Annotated in this window: 15 protein-coding genes and 1 other annotated feature; of the genes, 2 read left to right on the forward strand and 13 right to left on the reverse strand. The window is 49.8% G+C overall.

Features of this window, described 5'->3' with window-relative positions:
* Positions 1 to 93: 93 nt before the first annotated feature.
* From smpB to pheS, 9 genes are all read right to left on the reverse strand, one after another.
* A complete protein-coding gene (gene smpB / locus GPK83_RS08650) occupies positions 94 to 564 on the reverse strand; it encodes an SsrA-binding protein SmpB (protein WP_015554767.1) in 471 nt (156 codons plus the stop codon).
* Between the two features lie 137 nt (positions 565 to 701).
* On the reverse strand, positions 702 to 3,032 hold the full coding sequence (locus GPK83_RS08655) for an RNB domain-containing ribonuclease (RefSeq protein WP_215704565.1): 2,331 nt from the start codon (positions 3,030 to 3,032) through the stop codon (positions 702 to 704).
* Between the two features lie 229 nt (positions 3,033 to 3,261).
* Positions 3,262 to 3,495, reverse strand: a complete 234-nt coding sequence (secG, locus tag GPK83_RS08660) for a preprotein translocase subunit SecG (RefSeq protein ID WP_021906090.1) — start codon at positions 3,493 to 3,495, stop codon at positions 3,262 to 3,264.
* 225 nt (positions 3,496 to 3,720) lie between these two features.
* Positions 3,721 to 4,218 (reverse strand): hypothetical protein, encoded by a 498-nt coding sequence (locus tag GPK83_RS08665; RefSeq protein WP_215704566.1) that lies wholly within the window; start codon positions 4,216 to 4,218, stop codon positions 3,721 to 3,723.
* A 135-nt stretch (positions 4,219 to 4,353) separates the two neighbouring features.
* Complete coding sequence (locus GPK83_RS08670; RefSeq protein WP_015554769.1) at positions 4,354 to 4,545, reverse strand: hypothetical protein; 192 nt, start codon at positions 4,543 to 4,545, stop codon at positions 4,354 to 4,356.
* 16 nt (positions 4,546 to 4,561) lie between these two features.
* Positions 4,562 to 5,338: an A24 family peptidase gene (locus tag GPK83_RS08675; protein ID WP_215704567.1), complete on the reverse strand. Its 777-nt coding sequence runs from the start codon at positions 5,336 to 5,338 to the stop codon at positions 4,562 to 4,564.
* Between the two features lie 42 nt (positions 5,339 to 5,380).
* Positions 5,381 to 5,716: a GSPII_E N-terminal domain-containing protein gene (locus GPK83_RS08680; RefSeq protein WP_015554771.1), complete on the reverse strand. Its 336-nt coding sequence runs from the start codon at positions 5,714 to 5,716 to the stop codon at positions 5,381 to 5,383.
* Positions 5,717 to 5,946: 230 nt separating this feature from the next.
* Positions 5,947 to 8,361, reverse strand: coding sequence for a phenylalanine--tRNA ligase subunit beta (gene pheT / locus GPK83_RS08685; RefSeq protein WP_215704568.1), 2,415 nt, complete (start codon positions 8,359 to 8,361; stop codon positions 5,947 to 5,949).
* 18 nt (positions 8,362 to 8,379) lie between these two features.
* Positions 8,380 to 9,402, reverse strand: a complete 1,023-nt coding sequence (pheS, locus tag GPK83_RS08690; RefSeq protein ID WP_215704569.1) for a phenylalanine--tRNA ligase subunit alpha — start codon at positions 9,400 to 9,402, stop codon at positions 8,380 to 8,382.
* Positions 9,403 to 9,631: 229 nt separating this feature from the next.
* Positions 9,632 to 9,859, reverse strand: a binding site (T-box leader).
* Positions 9,860 to 10,273: 414 nt separating this feature from the next.
* Here pheS and GPK83_RS08695 point away from each other — a divergent pair.
* Positions 10,274 to 10,738, forward strand: coding sequence for a methylglyoxal synthase (locus GPK83_RS08695; protein WP_117469810.1), 465 nt, complete (start codon positions 10,274 to 10,276; stop codon positions 10,736 to 10,738).
* A 295-nt stretch (positions 10,739 to 11,033) separates the two neighbouring features.
* Here GPK83_RS08695 and GPK83_RS08700 read toward each other — a convergent pair whose 3' ends face one another.
* The 3 genes from GPK83_RS08700 to GPK83_RS08710 all read right to left on the reverse strand — a co-directional run bounded on the left by GPK83_RS08700 (position 11,034) and on the right by GPK83_RS08710 (position 14,602).
* Positions 11,034 to 11,510: a DUF523 domain-containing protein gene (locus GPK83_RS08700; protein ID WP_117515606.1), complete on the reverse strand. Its 477-nt coding sequence runs from the start codon at positions 11,508 to 11,510 to the stop codon at positions 11,034 to 11,036.
* 249 nt (positions 11,511 to 11,759) lie between these two features.
* Complete coding sequence (gene typA, locus GPK83_RS08705; protein ID WP_015554775.1) at positions 11,760 to 13,601, reverse strand: translational GTPase TypA; 1,842 nt, start codon at positions 13,599 to 13,601, stop codon at positions 11,760 to 11,762.
* Positions 13,602 to 13,948: 347 nt separating this feature from the next.
* Complete coding sequence (locus GPK83_RS08710) at positions 13,949 to 14,602, reverse strand: YigZ family protein (RefSeq protein ID WP_215704570.1); 654 nt, start codon at positions 14,600 to 14,602, stop codon at positions 13,949 to 13,951.
* Between the two features lie 303 nt (positions 14,603 to 14,905).
* Between GPK83_RS08710 and GPK83_RS08715 the strand changes: the two genes are divergently transcribed.
* Positions 14,906 to 17,599 carry a transglycosylase domain-containing protein gene (locus GPK83_RS08715; protein ID WP_215704571.1) on the forward strand — a complete coding sequence of 898 codons (2,694 nt, stop codon included), beginning with the start codon at positions 14,906 to 14,908 and terminating at the stop codon, positions 17,597 to 17,599.
* A gap of 237 nt (positions 17,600 to 17,836) precedes the next feature.
* Here the strand turns inward: GPK83_RS08715 and GPK83_RS08720 are convergent, their stop codons facing one another.
* Entirely contained in the window at positions 17,837 to 18,805 is a 969-nt protein-coding gene (locus GPK83_RS08720) for an electron transfer flavoprotein subunit alpha/FixB family protein (RefSeq protein ID WP_117469815.1), read from the reverse strand.
* Positions 18,806 to 18,886: the final 81 nt, after the last annotated feature.

Below are 18,886 nucleotides of genomic sequence, written 5' to 3' on the forward strand. Positions count from 1 at the left end.
CATATACCAACGCCCCTTTTCTTTTAATTTTACCAGAAAAGGGGCATGTTCACAATTTATTTACTCATGCGTTTTTCGTGGTATAGATCCGCTCTAGTACAGGTTTTTCACCTTGAATTCCTTCTCCAGCTCTCTTCTCTGATCCTTCTTTGCGATATCAGCGCGCTTATCGTAGAGCTTCTTACCTCTTGCGAGACCAATCTCCACTTTTACGAGACTTCCCTTAAAGTATACCTGGAGCGGCACTAAGGTATAACCTTTTTCCTGGATCTTTCCCTTTAATTTGTTGATCTCGTAGCGGTGCATCAGGAGTTTTCTCTCGCGGAGCGGGTCCTTGTTGAAGATATTTCCCTTCTCATACGGGCTGATGTGCATGCCGTAGATCATGACCTCGTCGTTTGTGATCCGCACGAAGGATTCCTTGATGCTGCACTTGCCCATACGCATAGACTTTACTTCCGTTCCCGCAAGGGCAATACCGCACTCGAACTTATCGTCGATAAAGAAGTCGAAATACGCTTTTTTATTGTTCGCGATCAGCTTAAAGCCGCTGCTCTTTGCCATAATCCTATCCTCTTTTCTGTTCCAGCCGGGAACTCATCCGACCGGAACTTATCTCTATATTATAATACCATTTCACTGCAAAGCAATGTTTTCCGGGAAATTTTCGCCGCCACTCCGTCGTGTCCGAATCATTTCGCCTAATCAAATTTTCTTACCGGCAGAAAATCTATGGTCTTCAAATATCTGTCCACAGAGACCACCTGGATCTTCACCGTCTGTCCCAGCTTATATTTCTTTCTCGTCCGCTCTCCCACTAACTCATAGTGTTCCTCATCGAACACATAGTAATCGCCATCCAGGTTCGCAAGGCGTACCATGCCTTCCACAGTGTTCGGGAGTTCCACGTAGAAACCGTAGTTGCTGATTCCAGAGATCACACCGGTGAATTCCTCGCCGATATGGTGTTCCATGAACTGGACCTTCTTCGCCTTGTCGGTCTCCCGCTCCGCCTCGTCCGCAAGGCGTTCCCTGGATGATGTCCAGACCGCAACCTCCGGCAGGATCTTCTCGTAGTGGGCCACGCGCTTCTTCGTGAGCTCACCGTGAAGGTTCTCCTTGATGATCCGGTGGATCTGAAGATCCGGGTATCTGCGGATTGGGGAGGTGAAGTGGGTATAATAGTTCGCCGCAAGACCGAAATGTCCCATGCAGTCCGTCGTGTACTTCGCCTGTTTCATGGAGCGGAGCGCCAGTCTCGCGAGAAGCGCCTCCTCCGGGGATCCGGCTGCCTTTGCAAGAAGCTTCTGCATCTCCTTCGGGTGAAGCTCTCCGTTCTGGAGACGGATCGAGTAACCGAAATTGTTGATCAGGATTCCGAAGCGCTTGATCTTCTCCCCATCCGGCTTCTCATGGCTGCGGTACAGGAACGGCGCCTGCTGCCAGTAATAATCTTCCGCCACGGTCTCGTTGGCCGCCAGCATGCAGTCCTCGATCAGCATCGTCGCCGCGTTCCGCTCGTATGGCTTGATCTCCACCGGGCGTCCCTTTGCGTCCAGGATGATCTTGCACTCCGGGAAATCGAAGTCCACAGCACCTCTCGCCATGCGCTTTTCTCTTAAGACGCGAGCGGTCTCGTCCAGAAGCAGGAACATCGGGACGAAATCCTCGTACTCTTCCAGGCACTTTTTCGCGAATTCAGCTTTCTCTTTCGCTGCGTCTTTCTTTTTCTCGAGATCATCTGCCTGTACATTTTTCAGACTCCGTTTCGATTTTTTCTGTTCATCATTCTCAAAACGCTCGTCCTGGTTCCGTCCATTTGTCTCTTCTAACTCAGCGTCCTCCCCGCTATTCTTTCCATTCTTCGCTTCCAGGATCGCATTCACCGCCGTGTACGTCATTCTCCGGTCAATGTTCACCACAGACTCGCAGATCTTATGCCCCACAATAATACCCTTTTCATCGATATCCATAAGACAGCTCATCGCCAGCCTGTCACATCCTGCATTCAGGGAACAGATTCCGTTGGAAAGTCTGTGGGGCAGCATCGGGATCACGCGGTCCACAAGGTACACGCTGGTTCCCCGCTTGTACGCCTCCTCATCAAGAGGACTCTTCTCCTTTACATAATGGCTCACATCCGCGATGTGAACGCCGAGATGGTAGATCGTCTCCCCGTTTATCGTCTCCTTCGACACGCTGACTGCATCGTCCAGATCCTTCGCATCCTCTCCGTCGATGGTCACCATCGGCACATTTCGAAGATCCACTCTTCCGTTCTTCTCGATCTCCTCCGCTACATATTCTGGCGAGAGCGCCTCCGGAACATGGGAGACCTCCTCCATCACCTCTTCCGGGAACTCCTCCGGCAGCCTGTAGGCCCGGACGATGGACAGGATATCCACTCCTGGATCATTGATATGACCCAGAATTTCCTTTACATGGCCTTCCGGATTTTTATTTTTCGCCGCGTAAGTATCCAGCTTTACCACAACTTTGTGCCCGGATACCGCGCCATTTTCCTTTCCCTGGGGGATAAAGATATCCATGGTGATCCGCGGGTTGTCCGGGATCACGAAACCGAAATTCTTGTTTTTCTCGAAGGTTCCGATCAGGGTCTCGTTGGCATGCTTCAATACCTTTAAGACTCTCGCCTCCGTCCGGCCGCCTCTTCCGTTCTCATTGATGACGACCTGGACCGTATCCCCGTCCATGGCATCCCCGGTATCATCCGGCGGGATAAAGAGATCATCCTCCCTGCCCTCGATAGTCACAAAGCCGAAGCCCCGGTGATGAGCCGCAAAAACTCCCGTCTGGGCGAAGACCTCGGATCTCGCATATTTTCCCTTTTTCGAGATTCCAACCTTTCCAGACGCCACCAACTCATTTAAAACTTCTTCCAGCTCGCCGCGCTGCTCCTTTGTGACACCAAGAAGCATCGCCAGCTCTTTTAATTTCATCGGAACATATGTCGCGTCCTTCATCAGGTCCAGCAGCATATTTTTCCGCTCTTCCATTAACTTTTCTTCCATTCTTCTCCTTAAATAATATCCGGTAAAATCCAAACAATCTAAAAGTTCCCAGCGCAGTATTCACACCGGGCAGCCGCAAATGATCAAATTAATAAGATTCTGCAGACCATATTATAAATAATAAAGAGCGCGCCCTTTTGTCACCCGGAATCTTCATCGAAATTTCCTGTTAAACAAAAAACACTCCTGCACGGAAGTTATCGCTGCAAGAGTGTTCGTCATCTTAGAATTAAATTACCTTTAAATTTAATACCAGGGCAAGTACAAAAATCAGGATTGCCGCAATTTTTGTAAACTTTTCAAGGTTGCCTTCCATAGAACGGCCTTTATTTTTTCCCCAGTAGCTCTCAGCTACACCACTGATCGCGCCAAGTCCGGAAGTCTTTCCTTCCTGCATTAACACGATCACTGTCATTGCGATACATAAGATAACGAATACGATCGTCAGAATAATTCTAATCACCGACTACACCTCCTGTCCACAGATAAAGTCATCATAACATAAAAACTCAGGGCTGTCAATCTCCAGCTTGCGGCGCTGAAATCTCAGACAGCACGCGGGCAGTTACTGACATTGCCCGTGTACAGTAACTACGGACTTACTGTCTGCCGCGCTCGAAAGCGCATGGGGACGGTACGAAGCAGGCAGGCAGAAGAATGCCTGCCTGCTTCAGAAGTTTTTTACGGATCACTGGAGCTTTTTCCAGTCGATCCAGTCGCCGTAATAGACGGTCTGGTCTTCCCCGTTTTTCGTCCATATCTTGTATGGGTAGGAGCTCCCCGATAAGTCTGCGCTGAAACTGAGCGTTTTATCCGCATTGTTTTCGTTTCCGGAAGATAGGATATTAGACATGGACTCCTCTCCCGGCACTGCCGCCAGATTTACAGCAGGCACACTCCTGTTTCCGGCCATGATCCCGGTATTTCCCAGCCAGTCCCTGCTGATCGTCGGACCGCCGTCCTGTTTTTCCGTCTTTCCGCGGCGGTCAATATTTCCCACAAAGTAACAATCCTGAAATTCCAGTTTCTTGTTTCCTGTGACACATCCGATCAGACCGCCGTTCACCCCGTCCTCTGTTTCGATCCGGATCCCGTCGATAGAAAAGGTATTTCCGTGGTAATCCAACGCAAACTGTGGATCCACCGGCACAAAACAGCCAGCTTTCGCACTTTTCTGCTCTTCCATAATATCAAAAAATGTATTGAGATAAAAAATGAGTGATGCTCGGTCTTTCAACCTGGCATCACTCGTTTTTCGTTGTTTCTTACCAACCCCGTTTGACAGATACCGTAAAATAGTTAAGTTTTTGGTTTAACTGTTTTACGAACACCCGGCATTGCAACGGATCATTTTTTGAGCCAGAAGATCCCGGATCGTCTCCGCGCAGAGTCTGGCATCCGGTTTCGCTCCTTCTTCGATCCGTTCTGAAATACACTCCTTCAGCACGCCTTTTTCCATATACGCGATCTTGATCCGGTAATTTCCAATCTCAATTCCCAAACAATTTTTCATCTTGAAGTTCTCCATTTCAGAACAGGCCAGTATACCAGCCGGTCAATTTTTCTCCGTATAATATCATTATAAAACAGGCCGCCGCGATCGCAGGGCCAAAAGGAACACGTTTTTCTTTCCGGAAAGACGCGAACACCAGACCGAAGAGACAGCTTAAGATCAGGTAAAACAGGATCTCCCAGGCCGAGCTCAGGTAAAGTCCTGTCATAAAAAACAATTTGATATCGCCCCCGCCAAGGCTTTCCTTCCCTGTGAGCTTGTCAAAGACCAGAGATACGAGAAGCATCCCCCCGCCGAGGATCAATCCAAGGAAGAGACCTCCAAAGATTCTCTGGATCGGGTCCGGGAGAAACAGGGCGGTCGCTAAAAATATCACACAGCCCGCAATCTGCAGGCGGTCGGGGATGATCCATCCATGAAGATCGGTCAGGCTGAGGATCATAAGGACTACTGTCAGAAGAATTCCCCTGAGACTCATCACAGACATGTCATAGCGATACACGATCATACAACAGGCAATTCCCGATACCAGTTCCACAAAAAAGGCTTCTGCCGGTATCTTTGCCCTGCAGTAGCGGCAGTGTCCTTTTAAAAGGAGCCAGGAAAACAGCGGGATCAAGTCCAGCACTCCCAGGACATGCCCGCAGTGGTCACAGTGGGACCGCCCGGCAACCACTGACTCTCCGGAAAGAAGCCGTCCCGCCGCGCAGTCCGCAAAGCTTCCGAGACAGCAGCCCAGGATGAATGTGATCGTTAGGATGTATATTGTAATTTCCGGGCTGATGTGCAGCATATTGATACTCCTTTATCTTTTTGCTAAGGATCCTTTGTAGTCCTATTTTCGAGGGCCGAATGGGTTCTGTCCCTGGATCTTTCCTACGTTTCCATCCTCGTCGTAGTACGGGGCTGTCTGGATAATATTTTCGCCAGGCTTTGGTACATATCTGGACATTTCCGGCGTGATATCCACCTTCGAGAGATCGATATATTCGATGCCAAGCTGGATCCGCAGTGTATCGATCAGCTGTTTTTCCGTTATATAGTTATGTTTGACCAGAGTCGTTCCCAGTCGTTCTTTTTCCTGTGCCTGATATTTTAATGCCTCGCCGAGCTGCTCCTCCGTGATCAGCCCAGCCTCAAGAAGCATATCCCCTAAACGTTTTGTATGCATAATTTGTCACCTCTGCAAGGATTCGGTCATATCTGACTGCCAATTTTCTGAACAGACATGTTCTTTTGTATTGTACCATAGGGAAACGTTCTTTTGTAATTTTTCTGGCGAACGTCTGATTTTTATCTTCCAGCCTTTTTGTTTAAGCGAAAAAAGCAGTCATCCGGTGCAGGTTCATGCCTGCATCAGATGACCGTTTTTTCAAACATTTGATCAATATTCCATTGATCCTACCGGATATCAGCGCCAAGACGGAACTTCAGATTTCCGAGGATCTTCTTAACGAATCTCTCAATATCCTTCGGGTCAAGCGCCTTGTCCTCCGGAACAAAGGTAATCTTGAATGCCATGCTCTTCTTGCCCTTGCCGAGCTGTTCGCCGCGATAGATATCGAAGAGTTCCACCTCGCCGACCTGCTTGCAGGCCTTTTTGATCTCATCGATCAGGCTGCCGCAGCTTGTCTCCTCATCAACAACCATGGCAAGGTCACGGGTGACCTCATCGTACTCGGAGATCGGTTTGTAGCGGAGACCTTCCGGCATGTGCGCGGAAAGCGCAGCGAAGTCGATCTCACCGAGATAGATCTGGTTGTTTGCCTTGCTGTCCTTCGGGAGCTTTAACTCTCCTGCGACACTGTTTGCAAGTTTACCGAAGGAGCCGACGCGCTCACCATCGCAGAGAACATATGCGGAGATTCCCGGATGGAGATACGGGACATCCTCCGCTCTCTCATAGTCGAAGCTTACACCGAAGGAAGCCGCAAGCTCTTCCATCGTCCCCTTCAGGGTAAAGAAGTCTTCTGCCTCACCGAATGCCGCGAATCCAACATGCGGGATCTCGTTCGGGAGTTCTGTGAGCGGAAGTGCCTTCGGATAGTATACATTCGCGTACTCGAAGAATCGTCCGGCTGCATTGCCCTTCTTCACATTCTCAACCACCGTATTCAACATGGACGGAGCCAGTGTTGTGCGCATGATGGAAAGGTTTGTGGTGATCGGGTTCAACAGGCGGATCACATTGCGTTCTTTCGCATCCCCGGCGATATGAAGCGCGTCAAGATCAGCGTCAGAATAGAATGCCAGTGTGGACACCTCAAAGTAACCCTGAGATACCATTACCTGTTTTAATTTTGTTCTTCTCTTCTGTACAGGGTTTAATCCGCCGTTTGTAACTGCGGAATCCTTTAAGAATGTCGGAACAATGTGCTCGTAGCCGTACTCACGGATCACTTCTTCGGCGAGATCCGGCTCACCGACTTCGATATCTTCACGATAGCGCGGCGCTGTCACTGTGAGGACATCACCGTCACGCTCAACCTCAAAGCAGAGTCTGCGGAGAATATCAAGAACATTCTCTGACGGGACCTCAATTCCGAGGATCTTATTGATGCCGCTTAAGGTTGCGGTAAATTTCTTTCCTTCTCTCGGTGCGCCTGCGCTCACATCGAAGGCACTTGCTGTGATCTCGCCGCAACCGAGTTCCTCGATCAGGTGAAGGGCACGTGCCATACCGATCTCAACGGTATACTCTGCGATACCTTTCTCGTAATGGCTGGACGCATCCGTGTTCTGTCCGAGGCTTCTCGCGGTCTTACGGATGTTGTCACGCATGAATTTTGCGGACTCAAAGAGAAGCTGTGTGGTGTTCTCTGTGATCTCACTGTTCATGCCGCCCATGATACCCGCAAGGGCTACCGGTTTGCTGCCGTCGCAGATCACAAGGTTGTTCTCGTTTAACTTAAACTCTTTTCCATCAAGTGTCTGGATCATCTCGCCGTTCTCCGCGCGGCGGACGATGATCTGGCTGCTCTCCAATGTGTTCATATCAAAGGCATGCATCGGCTGTCCGATCTCAAGCATAACATAGTTTGTGATATCGACCACGTTGCTGATGCTTCTTAAACCGCAGAGAGCCAGCTGACGACGCATCCATCTCGGGGACTGGCCCGGAGTAATGTTTCTGACACCATGGCCCAAGTAGCGCGGGCAGAGATCCTGTGCTTCTACTTTGATGTCAAGGTTTTCATATTTATAATCGCTCTCCTTGTAGTCCAGAGCCGGCATCTTAAGCGGCTTGTCCAGTACCGCAGCGACCTCTCGTGCGATACCTAATACTGACTGGCAGTCCGCGCGGTTTGCTGTTACAGAGATGTCAAAGATATAATCGTCTAATCCGACCACCTTCGCAATATCTGTTCCCGGAACCGTATCCTTCGGAAGATCTAAGAGACCATAAACCTCAGAGCCCGGATACAGGTCATCGTTCAGGCCAAGTTCCTCGCCGGAGCAGAGCATACCGTTGGACTCAATGCCGCGCATCGGTTTTGCCTTGATCCTGATACCGCCCGGAAGAGAGGAATTGTCAAGAGCCGCCGGTGTGTGCATGCCTGCGTAGACATTTGGAGCGCCTGTGACGATCTGAATGTCGTTTCCATACTCGCCGCAGTCTACTTTACATGTGTAAAGATGTGTTCCCTCCACCGGGGTACATTCTTTTACAACACCGACAACGACACGGTCGATCTCAGCGGAGAGATCGATCAGTTCCTCTACCTCAAATCCACAGCCAAAAAGCTTATCCTCTAACTCCTGTGCTGTCACATCAATGTCAACATATTCTTTCAGCCAACTAAATGGTACTTTCATGATCTTCTCCCTCCCTTATTAGCCTTTGAACTGCTTCAGGAAACGAAGATCATTCTCATAAAGCAGGTTGATGTTGTTAATACCGTATTTTAACATGGCAATACGCTCGATACCGATACCAAAAGCAAGACCGGAATACTCATTCGGGTCGATTCCGCAGTTTTCTAGTACCTTATGGTGTACGATACCGCCGCCGAGAACCTCGATCCAGCCGGTGTGCTTGCAGAGCGGGCAGCCTTTTCCGCCGCACTCGAAGCAGCTGACATCGACCTCAACACTCGGCTCCGTGAATGGGAAATAGCTCGGACGGAGACGTGTCTTAACTTCGCTTCCGAAGATCGCCTGTACAAACTTGTCCAGCATACCCTGAAGGTCGCAGAGGGTGATCTTTTTATCCACAACAAGACCTTCCATCTGATGGAACATCGGGGAGTGAGTCGCGTCGCTGTCGGAACGGAATACGCGTCCCGGTGCCAGCATCTTGATCGGCGGCTTCTTCGCATCCATGACACGGATCTGTCCCGGACTTGTATGTGTGCGGAGTAAAATATCCTCAGCCACATAGAAGGTATCCTGCATGTCTCTCGCCGGATGGTTCTTAGCTACATTCAATCTTGTAAAGTTGTGATCATCATCCTCGATCTCCGGACCGTCATAGATCTCAAAGCCCATTCCTGCAAAGACATCAATCATCTCGTTCTCTGTAACGGTAAGCGGATGAAGTCCTCCTGCCGGGCGCATCTTTGCCGGCATGGTGATGTCGACCTGCTCGCTCTTATTGCGGGCCGCAAGTTCTAACTCATCCATCCTGTTTTTCATTTCCTGATAGCGCGCTTCTACCTGATTCTTAAATTCGTTGATCGTCTTTCCAACATTCGGGCGCTCCTCCTTCGGAACACTTCCAAGACCTTTCATCAGGTCCGCGATACTGCCTTTCTTTCCAAGGAAATTCTGCCAGAACTCAGCAAGCTGTTCCTTGGAGTCTACATGGCCGAGAGCAGCTTCCATCTGCTCTTTCAGTGCCTTGATCTTCTCTTCCATAGTCCACCTCATTCTTTCGGTATGGTTTGATTTCTCTATCAGTGCGGCGGTCAGGCTTTTCTACATATCCATATCTTCTTGTTTTCACTTTCACGAAAACAAGAAGCACGGGGCGTTCCCCGTATGATGATTTTCCCTGAAAAAGGCTTATGCAAGCAAGCTTGCAACACCTTTCCCAGGAAAAATCATCGCATGACTGAACTGTTTACATAAAAAAAGCCCCGTCCCGCCTTGGGACGAAGCTGACTCTCCGTGGTACCACCCAGATTCCGCATGATTTATATGCGGCACTCTAACGTCTGTAACGGGACTTCCCGTCCTGCACTACTGGAATTACTTTCGCACAGGCTGCTCAAGAGTGAATTTACAAAAGTTTCCTTCGGAAGGTCTTTCAGCCGGTGAACCTTCTCTCTGTCATACCGGAATTTCCTTGTACTGTCTCTGTCATTGCGTTTTACACATTGACGATGGTAGCACAATCCGTAATATTTGTCAAGTACGGGCAGTCCGTCGGAATGGGATCCATGTTTTAACCGTTACTGTTTACGCCTTGCGCAAACAGTAACTGATTTTGCCGATGCTTCGCATTCCAAATCGGCAAAATCCACTACCACCACTGTACTGTACGGAATTTTCAGTTCAGAAAATTCCTACCCGTGTACAGTAACTTTTAACCTTCCTTATTAATTTTCCGTTTATATCTGTGAATTTATTTCGAAACATTGCCCGCATTTCTTGACACAATTCCCGTTTTATGGCATTATCACCTTGTGGCAGCAAATTATCTGCATATTATCTTTTATTTCATCCATTCGCATTCGCAATATGCAGGTCTTTTCGAGACAACACCTGTCAAAAAGGAGGAATTTCTATGGATTTTCTGACACTGACCATCGGTAAACAGAAAAACATCGCTCTGATCGCCCATGACAGTAAGAAGCATGAGATGATCGAATGGTGCGAGGCAAATAAAGAGATCTTAAAGGGACATTTCCTGTGCGGCACAGGAACTACCGCGAGAATGATCACCGAAGCCACCGGTCTCCCGGTAAAGGGCTATAACAGCGGTCCTCTCGGCGGTGACCAGCAGATCGGCGCGAAGATCGTGGAGGGGCGCATCGACTTCGTTGTTTTCTTCTCCGATCCCCTGACTGCCCAGCCCCACGATCCGGACGTGAAGGCGCTTCTTCGTATCGCCCAGGTCTACGACATCCCGATCGCAAATAATAAGGCAACGGCAGATTTCATGATCTCCTCCCCGCTTATGAACGAGACATATGACCACCGGGTCATTAATTTCCATGAGGCGATCGCGGACAGGGCGAAGACGCTGTAAGATTATTGATTTCAACCAGGCGGCACAGATATCAGAAAAAGCAGAAAAACATTCAATGTGGATGTTCTTCTGCTTTTCTTACTTGCCAGTATTTAAATATACACAGATCTAAGAAATAATTCTATATTTGTAACTGTTCAGTACCTTCACAGTTACATGCAAAAATCCATTCCAAATCGGCTACGCCGATGGGATTTTTGCCTTTTAGCCTAGGTTTTCTTACGGTCAGCGCAGCAAGTGCGCAGAGCTACTGAACAGTTACCTATATTTTTCTTATTTTTAAACCTCTAAACCATCAAGTGAGCTCTCCGCTGTTGATCACTGCTTCCAGTTCTTTCAGACGGCTCTCCCCGTACACTTTCAGTCCATACCCGGCAAGCAGGGCCGCAGTCTTTCCCATTCCCTCGCGGAGTTTATGGGAAAAGGTTCCGTCATAGATGCCGTTTGAGCCGCATGACGGGCTTCTTTCTTTTAAAATCGCGATGGTGCAGTCATATTTTTTCGCCTCCCGGAGCGCGAAGTCGGCGCCGAGGAGGAATTCTGCCGTGACGTCCTCGCCTTCCGTGTTCATGACCGCTTCGTCCGGCATATGGATCTCGGAGGCCGCCCGCGGGGTCGGAAGTCCGCCCGCCTGTTCCGGGCAGACCGGATGGAACTTTGCCTTTCCTTCCATTTTTTTCATAAAATTGAGCACATCCTGATTGCGGTTGTTCGAGCCGTCCCACTTGCAGTTTTCGCCGATGAGACAGGCACTGATCAATATCTGAAGCATAATTCTCCCTCTTTCAATGCACGCCGGACAGAGTTCCAGGCTCCTGCATCAACACATTCTGTTGCTCAGATGGCAGGAATCATCACACAGGTTTCTTATTTCTCTCAATCCGGCTGTATGATAAAAGCAGGATCGTCCCACACTTTTTCATGCGGAAGCGATCCTGCTTTCTTTCTATCCTTTCATAAGATCACGCTGCGTCTTCGTGATCCTATCTTCGTACGTTTCCGCGCAGATGGTGATCAATGATTACATCTGGCTCTTCTTGCTGATCATTGCTCTCTTTCTGAGAGTCGGATCAAGGATCTTCTTTCTGATACGGAGGCTTGTCGGTGTGATCTCAAGAAGCTCGTCTGTATCGATGAAGTCCAGGCACTGCTCCAGGCTCATGATCTTCGGCGGAACGAGCTTTAATGCCTCATCGGCACTGGAGGAACGTGTATTTGTTAACTTCTTTGTCTTGCAGACATTGATCTCGATATCCTCCGCCTTCGGGCTCTGTCCGACGATCATACCGGAGTAAACCTTTACGCCCGGTCCGATGAACAGGGTACCTCTCTCCTGGGCGTTGAACAGACCGTAGGTGATGGACTCACCGGCCTCGAACGCGATCAGGGATCCTGTCTTTCTGTAGCTTAACTCACCCTTGAACGGAGCGTATCCGTCAAAACTTGTGTTCAAGATACCGTTACCCTTTGTATCTGTCATGAACTCACCGCGGTAACCGATGAGACCTCTGGACGGGATGGAGAACTCAAGTCTTGTGTAGCCGCCGTTTGTCGGACTCATTCCCTGAAGTTCACCCTTTCTGCTTGTAAGCTTCTGGATGACAGCTCCGGTAAACTCATCCGGAACATCAACGTAAGCGAGCTCCATCGGCTCTAACTTTCTGTTTCTCTCGTCGTATTTGTAGATAACCTCTGCCTTGCTGACTGCGAACTCAAAACCCTCACGGCGCATATTCTCGATCAGGACGGACAGGTGAAGCTCACCACGGCCGGATACCTTGAAGCAGTCTGCGGACTCTGTCTCTTCTACACGGAGGCTGACGTCTGTGTTTAATTCACGGAACAGGCGGTCGCGGAGGTGACGGGAAGTGATGAACTTACCTTCCTGGCCTGCCAGCGGGCTGTCGTTTACCATGAAGTTCATGGAGATCGTCGGCTCGGAGATCTTCTGGAACGGAATCGCCTCCGGCTTTTCCGGGGAGCAGAGAGTATCACCGATATGGATATCCGGGATACCGGAGATCGCTACGATCTCACCGATGGTCGCGTTCTGTACTTCGACTCTCTTTAAGCCGTCGAATACATAGAGCTTACCGATCTTAACCTTCTTCATCTTGTCCGGATCATGATGGTTTACGATCACGCAGTCCTGATTTAACTTTAAGGAACCGCTGTCGATCTTACCGATACCGATACGGCCTACGAACTCGTTGTAGTCGATGGTGCTGATAAGGACCTGGGTCTCAGCCTCCGGATCACCTTCCGGCTCCGGGATATAGTTGATAATGGTTTCGAATAACGGACTCATATCCACTTCAGGATCATCTAATTCTTTCTTTGCGAAACCTGCACGGGCAGACGCGTAAACGAACGGACAGTCAAGCTGCTCATCAGATGCGTCGAGATCCATGAATAATTCAAGAGTCTCGTCGATCACTGCATCCGGTCTTGCCTCCGGGCGGTCGATCTTGTTGATGCAGACGATAACTCTTAAGTCAAGGTCAAGTGCTTTCTGGAGAACGAACTTCGTCTGCGGCATCGGTCCCTCGAAAGCGTCGACAACAAGGACAACACCGTCTACCATCTTAAGGACACGCTCAACCTCGCCGCCAAAGTCCGCATGACCTGGGGTGTCGATGATATTGATCTTCACACCCTTGTAGAATACGGCTGTATTCTTGGAGAGGATTGTGATTCCTCTTTCTCTCTCGATGTCATTGGAGTCCATGACACGCTCTTCTACTTCCTGGTTTGCACGGAATACGCCGCTCTGCTTTAATAACTGGTCTACCAGGGTCGTTTTACCGTGGTCAACGTGGGCGATGATCGCAATATTTCTGATATCTTCGCGTTTGATCTTCATAATCAATCCTCTTTCTTCATCTATAACTGTCCTCTCACCGATCATTTCCCGACCCGTTTTGCACAGTCATCTTACATTGTATACACTACATTTCCTAATTTTTGCATTACCGACTCAAAATTATAGCATTCATGAAATCAAAATGCAATATATAATCTTTCAAAATTCGGGGCAGATCTGCCTTTTCTGTGTGTTTTTTTCTGTCCAATCGGCAGTTAGTTTTCTCTCACCCATTCGAAATGTCAGAACCCCCGTTTATACTGGCTTGCTGCGGCATTCAAGGATCAGCCTGATATCCCCTTCAAGACATAACTTCTGTATGTGCAGACTGATGCCCCGGCCGGCAGTTAAAACAGAATCACTTCCTTATTAAGTGTGCCGTACCACACCTCATCGCCCTTCCCGATCTTCGCGCCGCCGCTTGTCCCCTCGGTGATCTTCTTTTCCAGGCCATCGTACTCTGCCACCGGGACGAGAACGGAAAACTCCACCTTATCCGTGTACACGCTGTCCAACACCGTCATATTTTCCTGTCCCAAAATGTACTGGATCTTTCCGATACCTGTGTAGTCCGTCATGATCTTCATCTCAAAGGCGCGCTTCTTCTCAACGATCTCGGAAGCCGCAAGTCCCTCCTTCACAGCTCCGGAATAAGCCCGCACAAGACCGCCTGTTCCAAGCAGGGTCCCGCCGAAATATCTCGTCACGACGACACAGACGTTGTGGACATCCTCGCCTAAAAGCACGTCAAGCATCGGCCGTCCCGCCGTCTGGGCCGGTTCCCCATCATCGCTGCATCTTGTGAGCTCGTGGTTCATGCCGATGGTAAAGGCCTGGCAGTTGTGGCGGGCGTCCCAGTATTTCTTTTTGATCTCGGCGATAAACGCCGCTGCCTCCTCCTCGGACTCCACCGATTTCAGGTTCGCGATAAAGCGGGATTTCTTCACTTCGATCTCCGCTGTGCCGCCTTTGTATAAAATTTTCACGCTGTTAAGAGCCATATCTTCTCTCCTTCATATCCCGTCCAAACCTGCTGTCCGTCCCGTATATTTTTCCGTTATTTCCGGTTTCCGGGCAGAACCGAACAGGCAGCCCTCATAATTCCGCATTGCGGAAAGTTATCCCTGTCATTCATATTTTTGTCATGTTTTTGACGAGTCCGACCACAAAATGTAATTTTTCCTTCATATTTTCCCACTTTGCGGTCAAAAATATCATAATACAAACCAAACTTTTCCACAATAACTATTTATAAATGAATGAAACTTTGCTATAATTAGGGAATGATAAAGGAGGCATCCTGAATGAATTATGGAAAAAACGAGGTGGAAAAGACACTCCGCAAGACAAATTCCAGATCACAGAAGATCACCTCACATCTGGTGCTTCTTCTCACAAAGATCATCCTGATCCTGGTTCTGTTTGCAGCGGTGCTTGGAATCAGCTTCGGCTACGGAATCTTCAAGGGCGTTATCGACGCGGCCCCGGAGATCGATGTAGCGAGCATCGAGCCAAGCGGTTATGCCACCATGGTCTATGACAGTAAGGGAAACCTCACGGAAACGCTCGTAAAATCAGGAGCGAACCGTCTTGAGGCATCCTACGAGGAACTTCCCCAGTGCCTGATCGACGCTTTCGTCGCGATTGAGGATTCCAGGTTCTGGTCCCACAAAGGCGTTGATGTCCGTTCCATGGTCCGTGCGGCCGTCGGAATCATTACCGGTGACTCCAGTGCCGGCGGCGGAAGTACCCTGACCCAGCAGCTCATTAAAAACAATATCTTTGAAGGCGGCAATGAGGACACCTTCGGGGAGAAACTTGAGCGAAAGATCCAGGAGCAGTATCTGGCGATCCGGTTAGAGAAGATCATGGATAAAAAGATCATCCTCAAAAACTACTTAAACACCATTAACCTCGGAAACAACACTCTGGGCGTAAAGGCGGCGGCTCTCCGTTACTTTGATAAGGATGTTTCGGACCTTACACTCTCCGAAGCGACCGTCATCGCCGGAATCACCCAGAACCCGTCGAGATTCAACCCGCTCTCCGAAAACGGAAGAAAGCGCAACGAAGAAAAGCGCCGCGTTATTCTCCAATATATGTACGAGCAGGGAATGATCTCGAAGGACGATCAGGAAGAGGCTCTCGCTGATGACGTTTACTCCCGGATCAAAAACGTGGATATCGTCACAAAAGAGACCCAGACGCCGTACTCCTACTTTACCGACGAGCTGATCGATCAGGTATTAAAAGCCCTGCAGGACAAGAAAGGCTACACGGAGACGCAGGCCTACAATCTCCTCTTCTCCGGCGGTCTTGAGATCCACACCACCCAGGATCCGGATATCCAGTCCGTGGTGGATGAAGAGATCAGCAGACCGGAAAACTACGACGTTGTCTACTACTCGATCGACTACCGTCTGTCGATCCAGCATCCGGACCAGACAACGACGAACTATTCCGATGAGACATTAAAAACATATTTCCGCAAGGAACTCGGCGAGACAAACTTCGACGGTCTCTTCTCCTCAAAGGAGAAGGCGGATGAGGCCATCGCGAAATACAAAGCTGCAGTGACAAAAGACGGGGATACGGTTCTCGGCGAATCTGTCCACTATGTACTTCAGCCTCAGGCGTCCTTCGTCCTCATCGACCAGTCCAGCGGCTATGTGAAGGCGCTCAGCGGCGGCCGCGGCCAGAAAGAGGTCAGCCGTTCCTTAAACCGTGCCACAAACACCCTGCGCCAGCCTGGTTCCACCTTCAAGGTCATCACATCCTTCGCCCCGGCGATCGATACCTGCGGTGCTACCCTGGGAAGTGTCTACTACGACGGCCCGTACACCATGGACACAAAGACGTTCCGGAACTGGTACAGCAGCAAGGGCTACATGGGCTACAGCACGATCCGTGACGGTATCGTCTACTCCATGAACATTGTTGCCGTCCGCTGCATGATCGAGACTGTGACACCGCAGCTCGGCGTGGAATACGCGAGAAACTTAGGGATCACTTCCTTAACAGATACGGACTACAACGCTTCCACCGCTCTCGGCGGTATCACAAAGGGCGTTTCAAACCTGGAGCTCACCAATGCCTTTGCGGCCATCGCAAACGGCGGTATCTACACGAAACCAGTGTTCTTCACCCAGATCCTGGACCACAACGGAAAAGTGCTTCTGGAAAATGCGCCGGAGACAAAGCGCGTACTTAAGGACTCCACCGCATTCCTTCTCACGGACGCGATGTCCCAGTCCATGGAAAGCAGCCGCATGTTCGCGTCCTCCGGAGTCAGCTTGAACTCCACAAGTGCAGTGGCAAATATTCCGGGAATGTCCAACGCCGGTAAGTCCGGTACCACAACAAACAATAACGATATCTGGTTTGTCGGATTTACCCCGTACTACACGGCGGGAATCTGGTCCGGATGTGACGATAACCAGAAGATCTCAGCCATCGGAAGCAGTACTTCCTACCACAAGAAGATCTGGAAAGCAATCATGACAAAGATCCATGAGGGGCTTGCGGACACCGGTTTCCCGGTTCCGTCCTCCGTCACAACTGCCCAGATCTGCCGGAAATCCGGAAAGCTTGCGATCCCTGGTGTCTGCGAGAATGATCCAAGAGGAAACGCCGTTTACACCGAGTACTTCGCAAAGGGAACTGTTCCAACAGAGGTCTGCGACCATCATGTACAGCTGACCGTGTGCAGCGAGTCCGGCGGACTTGCAACAGAATACTGCCCGGAGAAGAATACAAGGACCTTCATGGTGATTCCGGACGGCGAATCCGGCGGAACGGATGATTCTAAGTACCGTTCTCCGGGAACCTGCACGATCCACAGCTCGACCTCCGTTGTTCTTCCGAGCGAAGAAGACACTGAGAACATGGGTTCCACAAAGGTCGAGACTATTCCGGAAACCGTTCCGGAGACCACAAAAGCAGCGCCGAAATCGCCGCTTGACCAGGTATATATTCCTGTGGGACCTGGATATAACTAATCCTAAGTAAAGCAATACGCCGGATAGATTGAGTTCTATCTGGCGTATTGTTATAGAATTTTATAAGATTCCAGACACTGCCTGCGGCGAATTTATAGTCGATAAAATTCTCTGTTGATTCGCAAATAGTAGTAAGCTGCCAAGCACCGCTCAGAAAGTTATACTGCTGAAAAATCCCCCAGCTTTAATACCGGGGGACTCTCTCTATTTACATCATGGCTTTTGTAAATACGACCTTTATTCCGCTTTTCTTTTCTTCATCTCTTCGATCATCACCGGAAGAATCTTTGTGACATCCCCGACGATTCCCGCATCTGCCACATCAAAGATGGACGCATCCTCATCCTTATTGATGGCTACGATATAGCCGGAACCGATCATGCCGGATACATGCTGGGTGGCGCCGGAGATTCCACATGCGATGTAGAGCTTCGGAGCGACGATCTTGCCGGACTGCCCGACCTGGTGGGCTCTGGATACCCAGCCTTCCTCGATTGCAGGTCTGGTGGCTCCCACAACACCTCCCATGACCTCCGCGAGCTCTTCCACAAGGGCAAAATTCTCCTTGTTGCCCATTCCTCTTCCGCCGGATACGATGATCTGTGCTTCCTCGAGGTTGACGGTCTCTGCGATCTCTTTTACTGTCTCAACGACCTTTGTGCGGACTGTGTCTGCGGAGGCGTCCTCAGCGATGACTTCGCCGGTTCTGCTCTCGTCTAATTTTTTTGCGAAAGAACCGGAACGTACGGTCGCAACATGCGGAAGGTTCTCTCCCATCTTCATGTCATTCAGTACATTTCCGTTGTAAGAAAGGGATGTGTAAACGCCGTCTGCAGTGATCCCTGTCACATCTGTCACACAGCCGGACTCAAAGACTGCGGAGACTGCCGGGGCGATCATCTTTCCCTCCGGGGTTCCTGCCATATAGACTGCCTTCGGCTGATATTTCTCCGCAAGTTTTACGAGGATCTGTGCCTTCTCCTCAGCCTGAAGTCCTTCCTCACCTGCCACGAGGACCTTGGAAGCTCCTGCTGTGATCACGGTCTTTGTATCAGTGTCCTTTCCAAATACAACAGCGATCACTTCCTCGCCGTTTGCCTTTGCAAGCTCTGCGGCCTTGCTGACTGTCTCAAGTGCTGCACCGACCGGTGCACCGTCTGCGCTCTGGGCGTAGACCATGATATTCTTTCCATCTGTATATTTCATCGTCTCAATTTCCTTCCATGCTTAATTCCGGCTGACATTCACGTTTTGTGCGGGCCAAAGCCGGTTCTGCCGATCCAGCAT

It is taken from the genome of Clostridium sp. MCC328 (assembly GCF_018785465.1).
Lineage (GTDB): Bacteria > Bacillota > Clostridia > Lachnospirales > Lachnospiraceae > Pilosibacter > Pilosibacter fragilis.